The sequence below is a fragment of the Providencia sp. genome (assembly GCF_040396775.1).
Classification (GTDB): domain Bacteria; phylum Pseudomonadota; class Gammaproteobacteria; order Enterobacterales; family Enterobacteriaceae; genus Providencia.
This window is the reverse complement of the sequence record NZ_JBEBNT010000013.1, coordinates 39,001-57,297: the sequence shown is the minus strand read 5'-3', so window position 1 is coordinate 57,297 and position 18,297 is coordinate 39,001. Positions and strand designations below refer to the sequence as shown.

The following is an 18,297-nucleotide window of genomic DNA, read 5'->3' as shown; positions in this document are numbered from 1 at the left end:
CATGAAAACCATCTCACGACAAGCGTATGCGGATATGTTTGGCCCAACCCAAGGCGACCGTGTGCGTTTAGCGGATACAGAACTGTTTTTAGAAATTGAAAAAGATTTCACCACCTACGGTGAAGAGGTCAAATTTGGTGGTGGCAAAGTCATTCGTGACGGTATGGGACAAAGCCAAGTCACTAGCGATAAATGTGTCGATGTGCTGATCACCAACGCCATCATTTTAGACCATTGGGGTATCGTTAAAGCCGATATCGGCATCAAAAATGGTCGTATTGCCGGTATTGGTAAAGCGGGTAACCCTGATATACAGCCAAATGTGGATATTGTGGTTGGCCCTGGTACAGAAGTGGTCGCGGGTGAAGGCAAAATTGTCACCGCAGGCGGCGTCGATACCCACATTCACTTTATCTGCCCGCAGCAAGCCGAAGAAGGCTTAGTTTCTGGTGTTACGACCTTTATAGGTGGTGGAACAGGCCCCGTCGCGGGCACGAACGCCACGACAGTCACACCGGGCATTTGGAATATGTACCGCATGTTAGAGGCCGTAGATGAACTGCCAATTAACGTGGGGCTATTTGGTAAAGGATGCGTGAGCCAGCCTGAAGCCATTCGTGAACAAGTTACCGCAGGTGCAATCGGCCTGAAAATTCACGAAGACTGGGGCGCAACTCCGATGGCAATTCACAACTGCTTAAATGTCGCCGATGAAATGGACGTGCAAGTGGCGATTCACTCCGACACCTTAAACGAAGGCGGTTTCTACGAAGAAACGGTAAAAGCCATCGGCGGGCGAGTGATCCACGTGTTCCACACAGAAGGCGCAGGGGGTGGCCATGCCCCTGACGTGATCAAATCTGTTGGGGAACCAAATATTTTACCCGCCTCGACCAACCCGACAATGCCATACACCATCAATACGGTGGACGAGCATCTGGATATGTTGATGGTATGCCATCACCTTGACCCATCAATTCCTGAAGATGTGGCGTTTGCTGAGTCACGTATTCGCCGCGAAACCATTGCCGCAGAAGATATTTTGCATGATATGGGCGCTATCTCCGTGATGTCCTCCGATTCCCAAGCCATGGGGCGCGTTGGCGAAGTGATTATGCGCACATGGCAATGTGCCCACAAAATGAAATTACAGCGCGGCACGATGGAAGGCGATACCCCAGACAGTGACAATAACCGTATTAAGCGTTACGTGGCGAAATACACTATCAACCCTGCGTTAGCCCATGGTATCGCTCATGAAGTGGGTTCAATAGAGAAAGGCAAATTAGCCGATATCATCCTGTGGGATCCGGCCTTTTTTGGCATCAAACCTGCGCTTATTATGAAAGGTGGCCTCGTGGCGTATGCGCCAATGGGGGATATCAATGCCGCCATTCCAACGCCGCAACCTGTGCATTACCGCCCAATGTATGGCGCTCTCGGTAAAGCGAAGTACCAAACCTCGATGATTTTTATGTCAAAAGCGGGGATTGAGGCGGGTGTGCCCGAAAAACTTGGCTTACAAAGCTTAATTGGTCGCGTTGAGGGCTGCCGCAATATCAGCAAGGCCTCCATGGTACACAACAGCTATGTGCCACACATTGAGCTCGACCCTCAAACCTATATTGTGAAAGCCGATGGCATACCGCTGGTGTGTGAGCCCGCCACTGAGTTGCCAATGGCACAACGTTACTTTTTATTCTGACCCCCATTAAGAGCCAGAAAATGAAAAAATTTATTAAAATCGTTCCACAAGAACAACAGACAGACACTGAATTGTCCCTGTGCTTAACCATGGACGAGCGCACTAAAAGCCGCTTAAAAGTCACCTTAAGTGATGGGCAAGATGCAGGGTTATTTTTACCCCGTGGCACCATTTTAAAAGAAGGGGATATTTTAGCGACAGAAGACGGCGAACAGGTCACCGTTATCGCAGCAAAAGAGCAAGTTTCCACCGTTTACAGCGATGACCCTCTGCTACTGGCACGGGTTTGCTACCACTTAGGTAACCGCCATGTTCCCCTGCAAATTGAAGCGGGCTGGTGCCGTTATTTTCACGACCATGTTTTAGACGATATGGCGCGTGGATTAGGTGCAACGGTTAGCGTGGGTCTGGAAAAATACCAACCTGAGCCGGGCGCTTACGGCGGTTCATCAGGCGGTCATCACCACCATCATAACCACGATGATCATCACCACTAATCAGGTTCAGGGAGTGTCTCGATGCTAGCGGATTTGCGTTTATACCAATTAGTCAGCCCGTCCTTACCTGTGGGGTCATTTACCTATTCCCAAGGGTTAGAATGGGCGATTGAAAAAGGCTGGGTAACAACGCCTGACACCCTCGCCAGTTGGCTAACGGCACAAATGACGCACGCAATCGCGACATTGGAACTCCCTGTCCTACGGCAAATTCACGCCAATCTTTCACGCTCTGATTGGCAGCAAGTGACTTATTGGTGTGACTTTATTATTGCCAGCCGCGAGACCAAGGAACTTCGCCAAGAAGAACGCCAGCGAGGCATTGCCTTTGCCCGCTTGCTCCCACAATTGGCGATAGAACTTGATGCCACGGCATTGGCGTGCGTGAAAAAAACGCAATTAATGGCTTTTGCCCTTGCCGCCACGCATTGGGATATTGACGTTGAAAAGCTGTGTACCGCCTACGCGTGGGGCTGGCTAGAAAACACCGTGATGTCTGGCGTGAAATTAATTCCACTGGGTCAAAGTGCGGGGCAACATATTTTGTTTACCCTTGCCGAACGTATCCCTGAGATTGTGGCGCAATCTGCCACATGGTCAGTTGACGATATCGGCAGTTTTACCCCTGCACAAATCATTGCCAGCAGTCGGCATGAAACCCAATACACTCGACTTTTTCGTTCATGAGAAAACACACAATGCAAGAATATAACCAACCCCTACGAATTGGTGTCGGAGGCCCTGTTGGTTCAGGGAAAACCGCCCTATTAGAAGTGTTATGTAAAGCGATGCGCGATACCTACCAAATTGCCGTCGTGACCAATGATATCTATACCCAAGAAGATGCCAAAATTCTCACCCGCGCTGAAGCGTTAGACGCCGACCGCATTATTGGTGTGGAAACAGGTGGCTGCCCGCACACTGCTATTCGTGAAGATGCCTCCATGAACCTTGCGGCGGTTGAAGAGCTGGCAATGCGCCACAAAAATCTGGATATCGTGTTTGTGGAAAGCGGTGGTGATAACCTGAGCGCCACATTCAGCCCAGAGCTGGCGGACTTAACCATTTATGTTATCGACGTCGCGGAAGGCGAAAAAATCCCACGTAAAGGCGGCCCGGGGATCACCCACTCCGATTTACTGGTGATCAATAAAATCGACCTTGCCCCGTATGTCGGCGCCTCTTTAGAAGTGATGGAAGCAGATACTGCCAGAATGCGCCCCGTGAAACCGTATGTTTTCACTAACTTAAAGAAAAAAGTCGGCTTAGAAACCATTATCGAGTTTATTATTGATAAAGGCATGTTAAGGCGTTAATAAATTAATTTCCCCTATAGGTTTTAATCTATAGGGGATAACATCAACAAATTCGTGGTAATGGTTCGCTGTGCGGTAAATCCAACAACCTTGAGGTGCCAAAAATTCCGACCAGTTTCACCTGTTTATTGTCTGTCACACAACCAATCGTGGCGGCATTTTGGCCTAATGGATGGCTGCGTAATGCGGCTAACACTGCACTTTCCACTTCGGGTTTTACCACAATCACTAGCTTACCTTCATTGGCAAAATTCAGTGGCTCAAGACCGAGCAATTCACATACGCCTCTAACCGCAGAGGTAACGGGTAAGTCCGCCTCGTTAATCGCCATTCCACAGCCGCTTGCCTGCGCAAACTCATGCAAAATCGCCGTCACTCCGCCGCGTGTGGCATCCCGCAATGCACGTACGCCTTCAATATTACGCAGTGGTTCAATTAATGGCGTCAATACCGCACAATCGCTGCTAAGCTGTGCCTCTAAACCAAGCTGCTCGCGCAGGTTTAAGATGGTCGCTCCGTGGTCACCTAACGTACCACTGACGATCACCTTGTCACCCGCTTGAATTTGCTGAGCGCCCCACTGGATTTCGCTTGGGATCACACCGATACCTGCCGTGTTGATAAACACTTTGTCCGCAGCACCGCGCTGCACTACTTTGGTGTCCCCTGTAACTATCTGCACCCCAGCTGCTGCGGCCGTTGCTGCCATTGATTCGACGATAGTGGCGAGTTCGGCTAACGGAAAGCCTTCTTCTAAAATAAACCCGCAAGACAGATATTTAGGGACTGCACCACTGACGGCGACGTCATTCACCGTACCGCAAACCGCTAATTTACCGATATTTCCACCGGGGAAAAAAATCGGGTCAATCACATAGCTGTCGGTACTGAATGCAAGGCGATCCCCTAACGTGGTGAGTTCCGCCAGCGAAAGCCGTGCTTGGTCTTCACGCTCATTCAATGCTTGATTGGCAAATGCTTTTAAAAAGAGTTGTTCAATTAACTGTTGCATGGCTTGCCCACCACTACCGTGGGCCATCAATACCACTTTGTTCGCATCATGACTCATTTATGCCTCCCGACGATATTGATAATAAGCCGCACAAGCCCCTTCCGATGATACCATTAAGGCACCAAAAGCGGTTTGTGGTGTACAACGCGTGCCAAATAATGGGCATTCATTGGGTTTGCATCGCCCCGTTAACACATCGCCACACCGTGCTAGCGGGTCATCCGCCACTTGATGTGGTTGTACCTGAAAACGGCGTTCGGCATCAAAAGATTGGTAAGCGACGCTGAGCTGCACCCCCGAGCCTGCAATTTCCCCTAAACCACGCCATTCGCTGGTTTCTTTTAACTCAAACACTTCATCTAACGCCTTGAGTGCTAAGGTGTTGCCTTGATCAGCAACAATGCGTTTATATTGGTTTTCCACCTCGCAACGCCCCTCTGCTATCTGGCTAACTAGCATGGACAAAGACTGCAAAATATCCAACGGTTCGAACCCCGTTACCACCAGCGGTTTATGAAAATCTTCGGTAATAAACTGGTAAGGGAGCGCTCCAATCACCATGCTGACATGCCCCGGCGCTAAAAAGCCATCGATACGCACATCTGGCTGTTCTAATAGGCTTTTTAACGTTGGGATGATAGTGATGTGCTGGCAAAATACGGTGAAATTGTTCAGCTGACGGCGTTTGGCTTGTTGCAAGGTAATCGCCGTGCTTGGCATGGTGGTTTCAAAGCCCAAGCCAAAGAAAACGATTTGTTTGTCAGGGTGTTGCTCTGCTATCCCGAGGGCATCCAAAGGGGAGTAGACAATCCGTACATCTGCCCCACGGCGTTTGGCATCAAGCAAAGAGCCATTTTTACCCGGGACACGCATCGCATCCCCATAGGTACAAAAAATCACATTTGGCTGCTCGGCAATTTCAATGCAGCCGTCAATACGCCCCATCGGTAACACACAAACGGGGCAGCCTGGCCCATGGACAAATTCGATTTCTGGCGGTAAAAGTTGGTCGATACCAAATTTAAAAATCGCATGGGTGTGCCCGCCGCACACTTCCATTAACTGCAATGGGCGCTGCTTAGCCCGTGGAATTTCATTCACACGTTGGCGGATATTCGCCAATAAAACTTTTGCTAAAGCAGGGTCGCGAAACTCATCGACGTACTGCATCTGTTGCTCCCGCATTTAAGCCACTGAAGTCGCCGACCTCATGGTCAAGCTGGCTCATCGCCGCTAAGGCATCTAATGTCGACTGTGCTTCTTCTTCGTTGATGATACTCATAGCGAAGCCCACGTGAACCAGTACCCATTGCCCCAATAATTCGTGGGTTTCCCCCTCACAAATCAGGCCAATGTTAACGTCCCGCTTCACGCCGCAGACATCCACTTGTGCCAGTTGGTGAATATCTTCACCCACCGCCACGATTTTTCCGGGAATGCCTAAGCACATAGCTGAGTCTCCAGCCATGCAAGCCATGCATCTATGCCATCCCCTTGTGTCGCAGAGACTTTAATCACTTGGATGTTTGGATTGACTTGTTTAGCATTAGCAATGCAGGCGTCCACATCAAAATGCAGGTACGGCAGTAAGTCGATTTTATTAAGCAACATAATGTCTGCCGCAGCAAACATATGCGGGTATTTTAAGGGTTTATCTTCCCCTTCGGTCACAGACAAAACAGCCACTTTATGGCGCTCGCCTAAATCAAAGCTTGCAGGGCATACTAAGTTCCCCACATTTTCAATAAATAACAAGCTGTTATCATCCAAACCTAAGCGTGAAACCGCATCGTGGATCATCTGCGCATCTAAGTGGCAGCCTTTACCTGTGTTCACTTGGATAGCAGGAACGCCCGTTTCACGAATGCGCTGAGCATCGTTGGTGGTTTGTTGGTCGCCCTCTACCACCGCACAATTAATTTTGTCGCGCAGTCGTAGCAAGGTTTCCGTTAGTAAGGTGGTTTTCCCAGAACCCGGGCTGGAAACCAGGTTTAACGCTAAAATATTCTTTTCTGCAAATGCCTCGCGGTTATGTTCTGCTAAGTGATTGTTTTTATCTAAAACGTCCATCTCAATTTGCAGCATGCGCTTTTGGCTGATCCCCGGCGCGTGTGTACCAGCTTCCCCCTGCCCATAATCCAAGTCATGGTGTTCGCCCGCAGGTTTAAAGCTGTTTTCTGCCATGGCGTAAACGTGTTTATGCTTATGTTTGTGTTTCTGTTTTTTGGCTTTGTCGTCAACAGGTGCGGGCTCGTATTGGTGATAGTGGTTATGCACATCCCCTTGGTGGTAATAATGGTGGTGAATAATGACGGTTTGGCCTTGGCTTTCATGGTCATGATGGTCATGGTCGTGGTGGCGATCGTGTCCATGATGATGGTCATGGGCATTTTCATGATCATGATGATGATCATGGCCGTGGTGGTGGTCATGGTCGTGATGATGGTCATGGTGATGATGACTGTGCTCACCCCCTTCGATTCTGCGCTCTCCCGATGCGCATCCACATGTACTACACATAAGTTTCACTCCCAACCGCTAAATAGTTAAATTAGATTAATACATAATCAAAATCGCAAGGTTGATGCACCTCAAAGTCACTTTGAAAACTATTCGACCTCTAATTCTTTGATGCGCAAGCTATCGCCACTTTCCACTTTTAAATTCAAACTTTGGCATTGTGGGCAAACGGATTGATGGCTATTAATTTCCACCATTTCACTGCAATCCCAGCACCACGCCTGCGCTGGGCGGTGCACCATATGCAATTGGCAACCTTGTGCGACAGTGCCGCGACAGGCGATATCAAAACAAAAGCGAAATGCGCTTTCTTCAACGCAGGAAAGCGCACCAATTTCTAACCAAACTGCCGTGACTTTTTTCACGGCATTTTGCTTGGCTTGCTGCTCAATTATTTCGAGTGTGCTTTGGCACAATGAAACTTCATGCATTATGCCTCCTTCAAGTGGCGCGCAAATAACGCACGGCGCGCTGGCGATTGCGGCACATTTGGGTCACTCACTGGCAGGGACAACAAAATACGGCGGCAATCATCCGCAAGGTGAATACCCTGCTCAGTGCTTAAGCTTTTATCCAATGGTGACATCAAGGAACAGGCAAAATATTGCGTCAGCCCGTCAAGTTCCCCAACGGTATAGGTCATTTCCCCATAAGGTAAAATCAAGCCCACTTTATCGCCGACAGTACGGCGCTCCCAATACTGTTCAGGCCCCGGTAAAATGAGAGCACTAAGCATCCACGGAGTGATAACCGCACCAACCCATTGATTTTCAAACAAAGCAAACTCACTGGCATAAACTGGCATCGAGAGGTGGAGGAAAGACAAATCGTGCATCGATTGCTCCGCCACCTTTTGGAATGCAGCCTCTACCCGAGCTCGTGGGTTGCTTTGATAACCTTTAATGTCATCAGGCATGTAAACTCTCTTCTTTTGCCGTAATTTCCAAACCTTCACTGCGCAGCACATCAATCACTTTTTGCAACGCAGGCTCTAATGCAGCCTGCCCTGTAGCGGTTAAACCGATGTGCGGCTCTAAAGACTCAGGCACGACGCCGACTAAGGTCAAACGCTGCGGAAATTCATCCGTTAAATGCAACGCGGATAACACATCAGATAACCCTAATTGATGAGGTGAAATTTTACGGGTGAACAACGCAGGTACTTCGTCATCACGGAGCACTAATAACGAACCGGGTTGCTGGCTCGATAGCACTACATCCGCAATGATTAAGTGGTCACGATCTGCCATTGGGCCGATCAATTCCATTCCTGCGGTACCGCCATCGAGCACTTCCACGCATTCAGGCAGGTGATAACGTTCCTCCAATGCTTCGACAATGCGTACGCCAATCCCTTCGTCGCTCAACAAAATATTGCCAACGCCTAAGACTAAAATCCGCATTACAGCACCTTAACCTTAGTGACTTCCCCACCTTCAGGATCCACAATGTGCACCGCACAAGACATACATGGGTCAAAGGAATGAATGGTTCTGACTACTTCCAGCGGCTTAGTTGGGTCAGCAACAGGCGTTCCTACCAACGCTTGCTCATAAGGGCCCGGTTCATCATTGAAATTACGTGGGCCAGAGTTCCATGTAGATGGTACAACCGCTTGGTAGTTTTCAATTTTACCGTCTTTGATAACCACCCAGTGTGAAAGCAGGCCACGTGGCACCTCCCCAAAACCGACGCCTTTAATCGTTGCGTTTTCTGGGAAGTTGGGTTTTACAAAAGTGGTAAAGTCGCCTTTACCGATATTATCCACCAGCGCTTGCCACTGAATTGACAAGGTTTCATTCAGCACACAGCAACGCACGCTACGACCGATAATGCGGCCTAATGTAGAGTGCAGTTGATCAATACTAATGCTATTGCCCGTCAGTGTTTGATACAGGCTCACCACATCGTTAAAGTGTTTTTCCGTTGGCTCGTGTTTTGCCGCCAGTTTGCACAGTAAGTCCGCTAATGGCCCCACTTCGACGGTTTTGTCGTAGAAGGTTGGCGCTTTCACCCATGAATATTTACCGTCATCGTCCCAACCGGTGTAGTCAGGGTTAGTGGTACCTTCCCACGGTGCTTGTGGCTCATTTTCTTTGTACCACGCGTGTTTGCTACTTTCTTTGATACCATTGATCAAATACTCATCCATGTGGCTGGTAATTGGGCGATAGGTACTAAAATCGCTGTTTTCGAGGTAGCCACCCGGTAATAAGAAACTGCCATTTTTGCCGTCCATCGGCATCTCAGGCATACACATGTAGTGTTTCGCCCCTTGGCCAACTTCTAACCATTCTGGGTAGCCCGCAGCAATCACCGCTGCGTCAATTTTGTATACTTGCTCGATAAAATCCCCTAAACGGTCGATAAAGGATTTCACATACATTAAGCGCTCAAGGTTAAGAACACCGACTCCATCAAGGTTAATCGGGTTCGCGACACCGCCCACCGCAAGGTTTTGGATGTGTGGTGTTTTCCCCCCAAGCAGTGCCACAATGCGGTTTGCATCCCGTTGGCATTCGAGGGCTTGCAAATAGTGCGCGACCGCAATCAGGTTAACTTCAGGCGACAATTTCATCGCTGGGTGACCCCAATAGCCGTTCGCAAAAATCCCTAACTGACCACTTGCCACCAGTTTTTTGATTTTGTCTTGTACGCGGGTAAATTCCTCTGCGCTATTCAGTGGCCATGTAGAAACCCCTTTGAGGATTTCTGCGGCTTTACTTGGGTCTGCATTTAACGCGGAGGTGATATCCACCCAATCAAGCGCCGATAATTGATAAAAATGAACAATATGGTCTTGAATGGTATGCGCCGCTAAAATCATATTACGGATGTATTGTGCGTTAACGGGCACATCAATATTCAACGCGCTTTCAATGGTACGCACAGACACAATGCCGTGAACAGTGGTACAAACCCCACAAATACGCTGCATGATCATCCATGCATCACGCGGGTCTTTCCCTTTGACGATTTCTTCCATACCGCGCCACATGGTGCCTGAAGCCCAAGCCTTGGTGACTTTTCCATCTTCAATTTCACAATCAATGCGTAAGTGACCTTCGATACGAGTGACTGGATCTATTGTTATACGTTGGCTCATGCTTTACCTCGGGCCTCTGAATGGCTCATCTTTGTTTTTTTCAATGCTGGAATAACGGGTAGTAGGCGGATCAGCAAAATGTACGCGCAGACCTCAATTGCCACAAAACCCATTGAAATTAAAAGTTCTTCTGATGTTGGGAAGTAGTCATAACCGCCCCCCGGATTGAACGCGACAAGGGAGTAGCTCATCCGCCACATTGCCGCCCCGATTAACATGCTTAACCCGCTGATGTATAACCAACGCGAATCATTTCGCAGCGATGGCATGCGGAAGATAATTAATGGGATCACCATTAACACGGTTTCTATCCAAAACATCATGGCGTAGAAGTCGCCATTGAAGATGTGGTGCAGTTTTTCGCGATAAATCAACTCTCCAAATCGGCATACGAGGAACAACACCAGAAGCACTTGCAGAATTTGCGTGAGCCGCACAAACAGTGGCCGCTCATCCGCCCCTTGCCCCTTTAAGGCAGCTTGCAGTAATGAGCCTTCGAAAATGACTATAGAGAAACCCATAATAAATGCGGTCAACAGCGAGAGCAGCGGCAACATTTCATAACTTTGCCAAATTGGATGTACCTTGTATCCTGCTGAAATCATTAACGATCCCATTGAGGATTGGTGCATCATTGGCAGCAATGCGCCTAAAGCGATGATAAAAAACATCACTTTATTCAAGCGTTTTAGCGAGACTTTCCAGCCAAAGCGTTCACACAAAGCTGGAGCAAATTCTAATGCCATCACACCGATGTAAATCGTCATACATACGGCGGTTTCGAACAGTACAGAGTTGGTATTGAAGAAGCCTGGAATATAGAAATACGGCAAGTTCCAGTAACGCCCCACGTCGATAGTGATGGATAAACCACCGAGGGAATAACCGAATAAACTGGCCAGCAATGCAGGGCGAACCAGCGGGTGATATTCCCCACGGTTAAACACATACACCGCCCAAGCCAGCGCCCAGCCACCACAGGCAAATCCCGTTCCTATCAGCAAGTCAAAGGCAATCCAAATTCCCCACGGATAACCCCCGTTAAGGTCAGAAACTGAACCTAGGCCGAAAACCAGACGTTTGATAATCAGAATGACGCAAAGCATCACCAATGGCCCAAATACCATAATTGGCCAACTGACTAAACGCCCGCCTAACGGCTTTTCTTTATGATGCGTCGTCATTTGAGTCATCTCCTTCGTGTTTGTCATTCTTGGTATTGCGGTACACCAAGAAGCTCAACCCAGCCAGTGCCGCTAACGGCAACACCATGCCTTTGTACAGTGTGTGCTGAACATGCTCAGAGCGCGCACCTGTCGAAAGCTGATCTAATTCAGGCAAGCCAAGGTGTTGATATGGGACACCCGAAAGTACAATGACCTGCGTTCCGCCGCCTTCAAGCTCCCCATATACATGTTTTTCATATTTCGGTACTTTAATGACATTCGGGTCATTGCTATGCAGGGTTTGGCGTGGGAAACCATATTCATCCCCCACTTGGAGTGTTAAGCGTTTTTTTGCTTCGGCTAGCAACTCTTCTCTCGTACCGAAAATCACAGCACCAGTTGGGCACACTTCCACGCAACCGGGTAAGCCGCCTTTATCTAGACGCTCAACACCTTTTTGGTTACATAGCTCGCACTTATGAATCGCCCCAAACTTATCATCGTAAGCATATTTTGGAATATTGAACGGGCACGCCACCATGCAGTAACGGCAACCCGTACACACGCTCGCATCGTAATGAACGATGCCCGTTTTCGGGTCTTTTTTCAGTGCTTGAACAGGGCAAACAGAGACGCAGTTCGGGTCAACACAGTGCATACACTGTTTTTTGATGTAAGCGTAACCGTCTTTTTCCTGATCTTTATTCACGCCAGTGCCACTGCTCCAGACCTGAATAATGTTATTGGTGTATGGGGTAAGCTTGTCGTTGTTCGACCATGTTTGTTCCCCCACAGGATTACGCTCTGGGTGGTTGATATCTTGGCATTTTGTCACGCAGGCTTGGCACCCAACACACAACGTTGAGTCATACAGCATGCCAAGGGAGTTCGGAATTGGCGGTCGGTTTTCCGCTCCCGCCAAGCTCGGTGAGCTGCTCGCAAGGAGCGCTCCCCCAGCGGAGAGTTTAAGGAAATTTCGTCTATTCACGGTTATTCTCCCCGTGAGTCAGTGTCTTGCTGGCGTTTTTGGCGACCTAATTCACGTACCGCCATCACACTCACCCCAGCCACTAACCCCACAACACCACCGATTAACCCAACGGCAGTTGATGAAATTTGGCCGCCTTCACGGTTATTTAAATCTGGCTTGTCAGCGCGGGGCGTTGGGTTTTCCACACTGGCAAGTTGGTGGATGGCTTTATGGAAGCCGACATTTTCTTCATTACAGCCATAACACGGATGACCTATCGCCACAGGCCATACACCGCCAACATCGCAGAACTGCAATGTTGAGCAGTTACCGTAAGTTTCAGGGCCTTTACAGCCTAGGTGATATAAACACCAGCCTTCACGGTGACCATCATCGCCAAACTCTTTAGCAAAACGCCCTGCATCAAAGTGTGGGCGGCGCTCGCAATGCTCGTGAATTAATCGGCCATAAGCAAACATTGGACGGTTTTTGCTGTCCAGTGCGGGTGGGCGATTAAAGGTAATTAAGTGGGCAACGGTCGCAAGGAAGTTATGTGGGTTTGGTGGGCAACCCGGGATGTTGATCACCGGTTTATCTTTGATGACTTGGTTTAAGCCAACCGCGCCCGTTGGGTTGTCACCCGCCGCCGCAACACCGCCCCAAGAGGCACAGGAACCAATTGCAATCACGGCAGCAGCGTGTTCAGCCACTTCGCGGATATGCTCAACAATCGGTTTTCCTGCGACCATGCAGTAAATACCGTTATCTTTCAGTGGAATAGAACCATCAACGACAAGAACATATTTTCCTTTATATTTCTCCATCGCATTGTGCTTATTCTGTTCAACTTGCTCACCAAAAGCGGCAGATAACACCTCATGGTATTCCAGTGAAATTGTATCCAGAATTAAGTTTTCGAGAGTTGGGTGAGTTGAACACAGCAAGGACTCAGTACAACCCGTACACTCTTGGGCGCCAATCCAGATGACAGGCGGACGAGCTGGGTCACTAATAGATTCAGCAATTTGGGCCGCGGCTTTCCCGCTTAGCCCCATCGTCGCTGCCAACGCTGTACATAACTTCATAAAATCACGGCGGTTAATACCGTGAGGAGAATTAATAGAGTTATCTCCTATCATTCTTTTTTCCTATTATTATGGGTGGCTTAGAACCTATTCATTAAACAAATTTTGTTGATTACCCTTGCGTTAGAGATGCCACAAAACCCGACGTACTGAATACACTTACGCCTTACGCTTGTATCATTCGATGCAATTCAAATTGACAACAAAACTGAGCCTAATGAAATAAATTCTTATTTAAGTAACCTGGTGCATATATATAAAATAAGATCCTATTCCTACCGATTTTTCATCACTTGATCTTCATCAAGAGGAAATAAGAAAGTTTATCTTTTTTATATATTTGTTAGAAAAATCGATTCAGTCGATAGAGGGAAAAAATGTTCACTCAAATAAAATCAAACTATTTATTATTCAATAATGCGCTATATATCACATTAATTTAAATATAAATTTCATTAATTATCATTGAGATATACAAATTCATTATTTACTTATAATTTAATTAAACGGAATTAGTGTATTATTAATAATCAATCCGTTAATATAAAAATTAAATATCTAAATAAGAATCAATATCAAAAAAAGAATATTTAATAAAATACTCAATATACAAAATTCTACTTGAGGTGCATTCTAAATCATATTCAAAATGAGTAAGAGTCTAACCCTTTAATTTTGCTGAGGCTATCGCTACCTGCCCTAATGCCAACCCACCATCCCCCATCGGGAACTGCCTTGCCGTTAATACCTCAAATTCATTTAAATTATTAATTAATAAATTTCGTAATAATTTATTGTGCATAACACCTCCTGATAACACGATTTGCTTAATCTCGTTTCGCTGAGCAGATATTCTAGCGAGCTGCGCAAACCCGTTTGCTAATGCGACATGAAACGCATGGGCACGCTGCGCTTTAGGAGCCTGATAAGCGCACCATTCACGCCAAAATGTGGTTAAGTCAAGGTGTTGGCCGACTACTGGCATCGTCACCGGGTGTATCAGAATTTCAGAGCGCATCGCCAACGCTTCAAGTTGGCACGCCGCTTCCCCTTCCCAACTGGTTTGCGCCGTACAAATACCAAGGGTAGCGGCGACAGCATCAAATAACCGCCCCGTGGAAGACGCCGTTGGGCAATTGAGCCCCCGTTCGATAGCCTTTTTGAGCCCCTGCCAAGGAAATTCGAGGAGTTGAGTTGCATCTGGCAGCTGCTGCCACTTAGGAACAAACTGCAACCAGTGAGCCAATAAGTTACGCCAAGGCTGCCTTGCCGCCATTTCACCACCGGGCAAAGCAACCGCAGGCAGCCCTCCTAAATATTGACTAGATGCATAATCTACCAACAAACATTCTCCGCCCCAGAGACGTTGGTCATCGCCATAACCTAATCCATCAAGGGCTAACCCAATGACTTTACCTGTATTTTTTGGCAAGCCATGCTCCACCATAACGGTCGCAATATGGGCATGATGGTGCTGAACTTGCACAAATGGAATGTCCAACTGCGCAGATAACTGCTGAGCAAAGCGATGACTGACATAGTTCGGGTGCATATCCCCAACCAATGCGGTTGGGGTAAAACGATAAATAGACTCAAACAAATCAATCGCATTTTGGTATTGCTCAAAAATATCTAAGTCGTCCAAGTCCCCAAGGTGCTGACTTAATACCGCGCTTTTATCACGTAATAAGCAAAACGTATTTTTCAAGTCAGCCCCTAACCCTAATATCGCGGGTGAGTTTTCAAAACCTTCAGGTAAATCCACGCAATCAGGTACATACCCACGGGCACGGCGTAACATTTCAGCCTCACCTTGGTGATAACGAACTAAAGAATCATCAGCGCGTTGTACGATATCGCGGTTATGAGTCAGGTAAAAATCGGCGATATTGGCCAAGTCATTGAACGCCCTTTGCTCCGTGAGCACAGGGGGCTTCCCTGATGCATTCCCTGAGGTCATGATTAACGGCCTTTTTACTTCCGCCATCAGTAAGTGCTGTAACGGATTTGAGGGCAGCATCACCCCTACCTCAGTTAAATATGGCGCAACAAACTGACTTAAACCACTGTTTTTCCATTGCTTAATTAAAACGATTGGCGCAGCAGGGCTTTTTAACAACGAGGCTAGCCCATCACTTACACTCATCCCTTGGTTTTTTAGCCAATCTAAAGACGGGATCATCACCGCAAACGGTTTTGTTGGGCGATGTTTACGCATGCGCAGTGCTTGTACTGCATGGTCATCCGTTGCATCACAAGCAAGGTGAAAGCCACCTAACCCTTTGATAGCAATAATTTTACCTGCGAGTAAATATTGCGATGCCGATATTAGTGCCAGTTCCTTTTCCGCCACCGTCTGCCCGAAGGCATCACACAACTTAATGTCGGGTCCACACACAGCACACGCATTGGGCTGCGCATGAAAACGCCTATCTGCGGGGGATTGATATTCTGCTAAACATTCCAGACATAACGGAAAATCAGCCATCGCCGTGTTTGGGCGGTCATAGGGCATATGGCGAATAATCGTAAAGCGCGGCCCGCAATGAGTACAATTGGCAAATGGATAATGAAAACGGCGATTAGTAGGGTCAAAAATCTCTTGCTGACAAGCATCACAAGTTGCCGCATCGGGGATCACTTGTGTATCCATCTTCCCTTCGCCACTACGGCGAATGGTAAATTCAGCGGGTAAAACATCCCATTGAAAGGGTTTGGCTTGAACACTTTCAATATGCGCTAATGGGGGACAATGTTGTTGCAATAATTGGCTAAACTCAGTGATATCGGCATCTGCAAGCAGGCGGATAAGCACCCCTTCGCCATCATTGCAAACATCCCCATGCAATTGCTGCTGATGTGCCAACTGCCAAACATAGGGACGAAAGCCAACCCCTTGCACTTTACCTTTAACCCGAAGCTGTATTCCGTTGCTCACTTGCACACCCTCTTATTTCAATGAAAGGTATTTTCCCGCTAACAACATCAAAAAACTTCACCTGAGATCAAAAAAAGGTGGGATATACATAAGAAAATATGCGGAATTAAATCACCAAATTGGCTTATTAATTATATTTTCAATAAATACAATTAGTAAAATTTAATAAAACCACACCGCTTAGTTTTTAAATCTAATTTAAATTGCATTATTAAATAAATTCTCCTCCTTAATTAAACAATAAAGACAGTTTATATAAATGCAGAGTTAAAGAAATAACCTAACCAACTGTTATTAATGAATTAAATTAAAAATATCCATGCTTAATCCTAAAGGACGATAGTCACGATACGCAAACAAAAGTAAGCTCATTCATATGTTAACAATCTAGCAACATATCGATTTTGATAATAATTAATCAATACCAATATAAATTCATTAATAATAAAAAGAGGTGCTATTTTGAAAATCAAACCACTGTTAATCTCCCTATCCCTTACAGCCGCATTATTTGGTTCAAGTTCTTTCGCAAATGCGGATGAAATTATTACCCTTGGCACAAAAGGTGGGCCATCCATATTAAATGAAGCCCGCTTGCCGCAATCCACGGCTTTTATTAAAGGGGATAAAACCTATCTTTTTGACGCAGGGTACGGCGCAACTTTACGGTTAGTGCAATCCAAAGCTCCACTTAAAAATATTGACTCCATCTTTATTACTCACCTGCACAGTGACCATGTTGCCGATTACCCAGCGTTATTACTAAATGCATGGAACAGCGGGCTCAACCACACTGTGACGGTCTATGGCCCAGTGGGCACAGAAAGCATGACCAAAGGTGTTTGGGACACCTTTAAGCGCGATATTGATTTACGTATTAAAGATGAAGGCAAGCCTGATTTACGTAATATGGTCACCGCCAAAGATATTTCTGAGGGGGTCGTGATGGATAAAGACGGCGTCAAAATCAGCGCGTTATTTGTGCCACATCCCCCTTTTAACTCCGATGAAGCCCTTGCCTATAAAATTCAATCAGAGGGTAAAACCGTCGTTATCACGGGTGATATGATTGATAATAAACAAATTATTGAATTCGCTAAAGATGCCGACCTTTTAGTTAGTGAAGTCGTGCTGGTTTCGGGTGTTGAGAAATTAGCCAACCGAATTGGCAATGGTTCAACCCTCGCAAAAGCGATTATCTCCCACCACACTACCGCAGAAGATGTCGGTAAAATTGCCAAAGAAGCCAATGTAAAACACTTGGTGCTCACCCACCTAGTTCCCGCTGATGACCCATCAATTACTGATGATATTTGGATAGAGGAAGTCAGAAAACAATACGCTGGCTCAGTTACCGTAAGTAAAGACTTACAACGGTTTGAATTAAAATAATCTAAACAATAAAATAGCCACAAACTATTTTGTGGCTATTATTAACTCAAAAAGTAGCTCACGCCTGATCCACTGCTCACTTCCTCACCTTAGTTTCTTATATGAAACCAAACTGCACCATAAGCTCGACATACCCCACACTTTGAAACGAATATTTTACATATAGTCAACATTTGATTGACTGTTAATCACCCATACATTTAATCTGGTTTTAAATAATAAACAACGTTTCGTATATGAAACAAAATGTTACTACATATTAAAAGGAGAAAATAATGAGCTGGATTGCTGTGTGCGATGTTTCTCAAGTTCAAGAAGAATTTCCCTTTTCCGCCAAAGTGAATGACAACGAAATCGGCATTTTTTTGGTTGAAGACCAATATTACGCTTTGGAAGATGTTTGTCCTCACGCTTATGCCCTACTCAGTCAAGGGTTTGTGGAAGATGGCAAGGTCGAGTGCCCTCTACACGAAGCCATTTTTGATATCAAAACAGGCAAATGCTTACGGGAACCTGGCGGTCGAGATTTAAAAACCTACCAAACCCGCATTCATGAAAACCAAATCGAAATTAGTTTAATTGAGGAGTAG

Annotated in this window: 18 protein-coding genes; 6 read left to right on the top strand and 12 right to left on the bottom strand. The window is 46.7% G+C overall.

All coding sequences use genetic code 11. The features are described from left to right. Position 1: 1 nt before the first annotated feature. From ureC to ureG, 4 genes are read left to right on the top strand one after another with little or no spacing between them, the layout of a single operon-like run. A complete protein-coding gene (gene ureC / locus ABWP91_RS14070; RefSeq protein ID WP_353243764.1) occupies positions 2 to 1,705 on the top strand; it encodes an urease subunit alpha in 1,704 nt (567 codons plus the stop codon). 20 nt (positions 1,706 to 1,725) lie between these two features. Beyond that, the gene (gene ureE, locus ABWP91_RS14065) at positions 1,726 to 2,202 is read left to right on the top strand and encodes an urease accessory protein UreE (protein ID WP_353243763.1); all 477 of its coding nucleotides are present in this window, start codon (positions 1,726 to 1,728) and stop codon (positions 2,200 to 2,202) included. A gap of 21 nt (positions 2,203 to 2,223) precedes the next feature. Then, positions 2,224 to 2,889, top strand: coding sequence for an urease accessory protein UreF (locus ABWP91_RS14060; protein WP_353243762.1), 666 nt, complete (start codon positions 2,224 to 2,226; stop codon positions 2,887 to 2,889). Between the two features lie 11 nt (positions 2,890 to 2,900). After that, positions 2,901 to 3,518 (top strand): urease accessory protein UreG, encoded by a 618-nt coding sequence (ureG, locus tag ABWP91_RS14055; protein ID WP_004908472.1) that lies wholly within the window; start codon positions 2,901 to 2,903, stop codon positions 3,516 to 3,518. Between the two features lie 43 nt (positions 3,519 to 3,561). Here ureG and hypE read toward each other — a convergent pair whose 3' ends face one another. From hypE to hypF, 12 genes are all read right to left on the bottom strand, one after another. After that, positions 3,562 to 4,587: a hydrogenase expression/formation protein HypE gene (gene hypE, locus ABWP91_RS14050; protein ID WP_353243761.1), complete on the bottom strand. Its 1,026-nt coding sequence runs from the start codon at positions 4,585 to 4,587 to the stop codon at positions 3,562 to 3,564. Continuing rightward, the gene (gene hypD, locus ABWP91_RS14045; protein WP_353243760.1) at positions 4,588 to 5,700 is read right to left on the bottom strand and encodes a hydrogenase formation protein HypD; all 1,113 of its coding nucleotides are present in this window, start codon (positions 5,698 to 5,700) and stop codon (positions 4,588 to 4,590) included. It abuts the gene before it with no gap. Next, positions 5,684 to 5,980 carry a hydrogenase maturation factor HybG gene (hybG, locus tag ABWP91_RS14040; protein WP_219249507.1) on the bottom strand — a complete coding sequence of 99 codons (297 nt, stop codon included), beginning with the start codon at positions 5,978 to 5,980 and terminating at the stop codon, positions 5,684 to 5,686. Before hybG ends, hypD begins: the two co-directional genes overlap by 17 nt. Beyond that, on the bottom strand, positions 5,971 to 7,050 hold the full coding sequence (gene hypB, locus ABWP91_RS14035; RefSeq protein WP_353243759.1) for a hydrogenase nickel incorporation protein HypB: 1,080 nt from the start codon (positions 7,048 to 7,050) through the stop codon (positions 5,971 to 5,973). Before hypB ends, hybG begins: the two co-directional genes overlap by 10 nt. An 89-nt stretch (positions 7,051 to 7,139) precedes the next feature. Further along, positions 7,140 to 7,481 carry a hydrogenase maturation nickel metallochaperone HypA gene (hypA, locus tag ABWP91_RS14030; RefSeq protein ID WP_353243758.1) on the bottom strand — a complete coding sequence of 114 codons (342 nt, stop codon included), beginning with the start codon at positions 7,479 to 7,481 and terminating at the stop codon, positions 7,140 to 7,142. Continuing rightward, positions 7,481 to 7,966: a hydrogenase-2 assembly chaperone gene (gene hybE / locus ABWP91_RS14025; protein WP_353243757.1), complete on the bottom strand. Its 486-nt coding sequence runs from the start codon at positions 7,964 to 7,966 to the stop codon at positions 7,481 to 7,483. Before hybE ends, hypA begins: the two co-directional genes overlap by 1 nt. Continuing rightward, a complete protein-coding gene (locus ABWP91_RS14020; RefSeq protein WP_219244494.1) occupies positions 7,959 to 8,453 on the bottom strand; it encodes a HyaD/HybD family hydrogenase maturation endopeptidase in 495 nt (164 codons plus the stop codon). Before ABWP91_RS14020 ends, hybE begins: the two co-directional genes overlap by 8 nt. Next, complete coding sequence (gene hybC / locus ABWP91_RS14015; protein ID WP_353243756.1) at positions 8,453 to 10,156, bottom strand: hydrogenase 2 large subunit; 1,704 nt, start codon at positions 10,154 to 10,156, stop codon at positions 8,453 to 8,455. Before hybC ends, ABWP91_RS14020 begins: the two co-directional genes overlap by 1 nt. Beyond that, positions 10,153 to 11,340, bottom strand: a complete 1,188-nt coding sequence (gene hybB, locus ABWP91_RS14010) for a Ni/Fe-hydrogenase cytochrome b subunit (RefSeq protein ID WP_353243755.1) — start codon at positions 11,338 to 11,340, stop codon at positions 10,153 to 10,155. The genes hybC and hybB overlap by 4 nt, the downstream gene beginning before the upstream one ends. Beyond that, on the bottom strand, positions 11,324 to 12,310 hold the full coding sequence (gene hybA / locus ABWP91_RS14005) for a hydrogenase 2 operon protein HybA (protein ID WP_353243754.1): 987 nt from the start codon (positions 12,308 to 12,310) through the stop codon (positions 11,324 to 11,326). Before hybA ends, hybB begins: the two co-directional genes overlap by 17 nt. 2 nt (positions 12,311 to 12,312) lie before the next feature. Further along, complete coding sequence (gene hybO / locus ABWP91_RS14000) at positions 12,313 to 13,431, bottom strand: hydrogenase 2 small subunit (protein ID WP_219244498.1); 1,119 nt, start codon at positions 13,429 to 13,431, stop codon at positions 12,313 to 12,315. Between the two features lie 607 nt (positions 13,432 to 14,038). Further along, positions 14,039 to 16,315 carry a carbamoyltransferase HypF gene (gene hypF, locus ABWP91_RS13995; protein WP_353243753.1) on the bottom strand — a complete coding sequence of 759 codons (2,277 nt, stop codon included), beginning with the start codon at positions 16,313 to 16,315 and terminating at the stop codon, positions 14,039 to 14,041. A gap of 462 nt (positions 16,316 to 16,777) precedes the next feature. Here hypF and ABWP91_RS13990 point away from each other — a divergent pair, with 462 nt between their 5' ends. Next, entirely contained in the window at positions 16,778 to 17,707 is a 930-nt protein-coding gene (locus tag ABWP91_RS13990; RefSeq protein ID WP_353243752.1) for an MBL fold metallo-hydrolase, read from the top strand. Positions 17,708 to 17,982: 275 nt separating this feature from the next. Continuing rightward, complete coding sequence (locus ABWP91_RS13985; protein ID WP_225818478.1) at positions 17,983 to 18,297, top strand: Rieske (2Fe-2S) protein; 315 nt, start codon at positions 17,983 to 17,985, stop codon at positions 18,295 to 18,297.

Coding starts and splice junctions, on each gene's coding strand:
- ureC (WP_353243764.1), top strand. CDS start 2: ATGAAAACCATCTCACGACAAGCGTATGCGGATATGTTTGGCCCAACC.
- ureE (WP_353243763.1), top strand. CDS start 1,726: ATGAAAAAATTTATTAAAATCGTTCCACAAGAACAACAGACAGACACT.
- ABWP91_RS14060 (WP_353243762.1), top strand. CDS start 2,224: ATGCTAGCGGATTTGCGTTTATACCAATTAGTCAGCCCGTCCTTACCT.
- ureG (WP_004908472.1), top strand. CDS start 2,901: ATGCAAGAATATAACCAACCCCTACGAATTGGTGTCGGAGGCCCTGTT.
- hypE (WP_353243761.1), bottom strand. CDS start 4,587: ATGAGTCATGATGCGAACAAAGTGGTATTGATGGCCCACGGTAGTGGT.
- hypD (WP_353243760.1), bottom strand. CDS start 5,700: ATGCAGTACGTCGATGAGTTTCGCGACCCTGCTTTAGCAAAAGTTTTA.
- hybG (WP_219249507.1), bottom strand. CDS start 5,980: ATGTGCTTAGGCATTCCCGGAAAAATCGTGGCGGTGGGTGAAGATATT.
- hypB (WP_353243759.1), bottom strand. CDS start 7,050: ATGTGTAGTACATGTGGATGCGCATCGGGAGAGCGCAGAATCGAAGGG.
- hypA (WP_353243758.1), bottom strand. CDS start 7,481: ATGCATGAAGTTTCATTGTGCCAAAGCACACTCGAAATAATTGAGCAG.
- hybE (WP_353243757.1), bottom strand. CDS start 7,966: ATGCCTGATGACATTAAAGGTTATCAAAGCAACCCACGAGCTCGGGTA.
- ABWP91_RS14020 (WP_219244494.1), bottom strand. CDS start 8,453: ATGCGGATTTTAGTCTTAGGCGTTGGCAATATTTTGTTGAGCGACGAA.
- hybC (WP_353243756.1), bottom strand. CDS start 10,156: ATGAGCCAACGTATAACAATAGATCCAGTCACTCGTATCGAAGGTCAC.
- hybB (WP_353243755.1), bottom strand. CDS start 11,340: ATGACGACGCATCATAAAGAAAAGCCGTTAGGCGGGCGTTTAGTCAGT.
- hybO (WP_219244498.1), bottom strand. CDS start 13,431: ATGATAGGAGATAACTCTATTAATTCTCCTCACGGTATTAACCGCCGT.
- ABWP91_RS13985 (WP_225818478.1), top strand. CDS start 17,983: ATGAGCTGGATTGCTGTGTGCGATGTTTCTCAAGTTCAAGAAGAATTT.